Below are 2,235 nucleotides of genomic sequence, written 5' to 3'. Positions count from 1 at the left end.
GGTCAAAATTCAACCGACGCTACGGGGTCAATTTTCGACCGTCGTTGACAGGAGTACCCGGCAGTGGGCTACTTCGGTCCGTTGGCGCGAGAAGTAGACCCGCCACGAGGGCTTGTGATTGGCAGGTCGAATGGGAATCACTGGCGAAATCTGGCGGCGCTCCAGTCGGGTCTGTGACAGGATTCGCGCAGCAATTACACAGCGAACGCAGGGGCACGGCATTGGCAATCTGGACCGAAACATGGCGGACACGGCTGCTCGGCGCAACTGTTCTGGGAATGATGATTGCTGCCGTCCCGGCATGTGGTGGCGGTTCAGAAAATGCAGCCAACAAGAGCACCACAGCTCAAACAACGTCCACCAGCGTCGCGGCACCGGCGCTGGTTCAGGGAGCTCCGCAGGGGGCGGCGGTGAACGCGCTGTACTGGAAATTTCAGATCGCTGGACTCGATACCAAAACCAGGGAATTTGCCGACTACGAGGCCGCCGAGTTCTGTGCAAAGCCGAAGGTAGCGCATCTGAAGGCGACAATGATCTCGATGGGACAGGGGCTAGGAGTGTTGTCCCTCGACTACGCATTCTGGAGCCATCAAGGGCAGCCCGCATGGAAGGACGATGTGGCAACCCAGAGGAAATTGGCCTACTACATCGTCAGTAACTATTGCCCCGAAACTCCCAGCTAGCCTGGGCGGCGCATTGGCCCGCTATGTCCTTGGCCGCGAGGTCCTCACAGGTCGGGGCTCTTGGTCCGCATATGGCCTTTACCAGGTGAGCATGTCGTGCAATCGAATATCGGTAAGTGCGTGGAGTGCTCGGACTCGCGGCGAGGGGTGCTCGCGGACACACTGCCGCAGCTCGGCCAGTGCGTCGCCGCTTTTCAATAGATCGAGTCGAATGGCGGCCCAGTACATTTTGCGGTATCCCCGGTTGGCGTAGGTCTTGGCCGCGCGGGCGGCGGGGTCGCGGTATGTGCGGGCGAGTCGACTGTCGAGGATCGGAAACTGTGCTGGCCGTTTCAGATGAAGCACCTTGCTGATCTTGGCCATCCCCACGCCCTTGGGCGCCGCGGCGGTGAAGTGCTTGTACAAGCCCTCCATCGCATCGTAGGGGCCGTCGGACTCTCCCGGGTCCGCCTCTTGGAGGGTGGACTCAGGGGAAGTCCATGGCGCCGTGGCGGCCCGGAAGATGAACCAATCACCTTCGTGGGTGCTGATTCGTGAGCTGACGGCCCGGGTACGCCGGATTTCGTCGACGGAGATTGATGTGGGGTGGCCGGGACCCGGGAAGTCGTAGATGGTAGGCGTGCGGGAAGGGTAGTGCTCCAACCGGGCCATTGCGGCGTCGAGGCTCATGGTGTGGTCTGCGATCGCAATCGTCTTATTGCCCATCCGGTCATGCTGCACGAGCAATGGACATGTTTGCGGGTGTTTGGGTGCCGCTGCGCTGTTTGAAGAATGTCCGCACACGTACTTCGTTGGTTGTCGCAGCGACCAAGACGGGCAGTATGCGCCCGCCTGCTCGCTTTGCGCTTCGTGTACAGAGCGTCGAAGTCGATTGATGCTCTGAGGATTTGGCGTGACCTAGGTGGTGATCACCTCACCCCAGTGGTCTAGTCCGCAGGCCCCGAAGAACCATTCGTAGCTGAACCCTCGATAGTCGGCACGCAGAAAATCAGCGACTCGACGGGCCATCACTGCGGCACGTTCACGGGTTGTGTCGCTCACATCTGGATCGGCAATAACTTCTCGAAGGCATGAGGCCAGGTCCCGGTGGAACACATTAATCGGCATGCAGGGCATGTTTCCCGCGACCACCGACAGAACCTGGTCCGCCGGTAACCATATTTCGCCTCAGTGGCTGCCTTTGGGATCTTCTGGGCCGTGACAGTCTTCTGGTCCGAGTGGCACCTCGTCCAGCAACCGCGCAGTGGGAAACCGGCTCTTGATCTTGGCGTCGACCGCGGACAGGGCGTTGGCGATGTCGTCGAGCGACTGACCTCGTTGCAACTGCTCGGCGACTTCTAGCACCTGCCGTCGCAATTGGTCGACCGCGATGAATTCGCCGAATAACGAGTGATAGGCATCGCCGCGATCGGTCGGGTCGAAGCTGCGTAGAGCACTCTGCCTGCGCGAAAACATGTCTGCGAGGAGTGACAGGCGCTCGTCGAGTGCGCTCTGACAGTGAGCGCGGCTAAGTCCCCTGGGGTGGTGGGAATTCGGGGACGGGGCTGAGGTG

3 protein-coding genes are annotated in these 2,235 nt (G+C 60.6%); 1 reads left to right on the top strand and 2 read right to left on the bottom strand.

All coding sequences use genetic code 11. The annotated features are described in order from the left end of the window. Window positions 1-173: 173 nt before the first annotated feature. On the top strand, window positions 174-683 hold the full coding sequence (locus tag EB75_RS28770; protein ID WP_142239549.1) for a hypothetical protein: 510 nt from the start codon (window positions 174-176) through the stop codon (window positions 681-683). 78 nt (window positions 684-761) lie between these two features. On the opposite strand, the gene EB75_RS11240 is transcribed toward EB75_RS28770, so the two are convergent. Further along, window positions 762-1,388, bottom strand: coding sequence for a DUF6308 family protein (locus tag EB75_RS11240; protein ID WP_073695484.1), 627 nt, complete (start codon window positions 1,386-1,388; stop codon window positions 762-764). A gap of 462 nt (window positions 1,389-1,850) precedes the next feature. Beyond that, a partial coding sequence (locus EB75_RS11235; RefSeq protein WP_217267689.1) for a hypothetical protein occupies window positions 1,851-2,235 on the bottom strand: 385 nt, incomplete at its 5' end.

Source organism: Mycobacterium sp. ST-F2, assembly GCF_001905655.1.
Classification (GTDB): domain Bacteria; phylum Actinomycetota; class Actinomycetes; order Mycobacteriales; family Mycobacteriaceae; genus Mycobacterium.
This window is presented reverse-complemented; position numbering and strand designations above follow the sequence as displayed.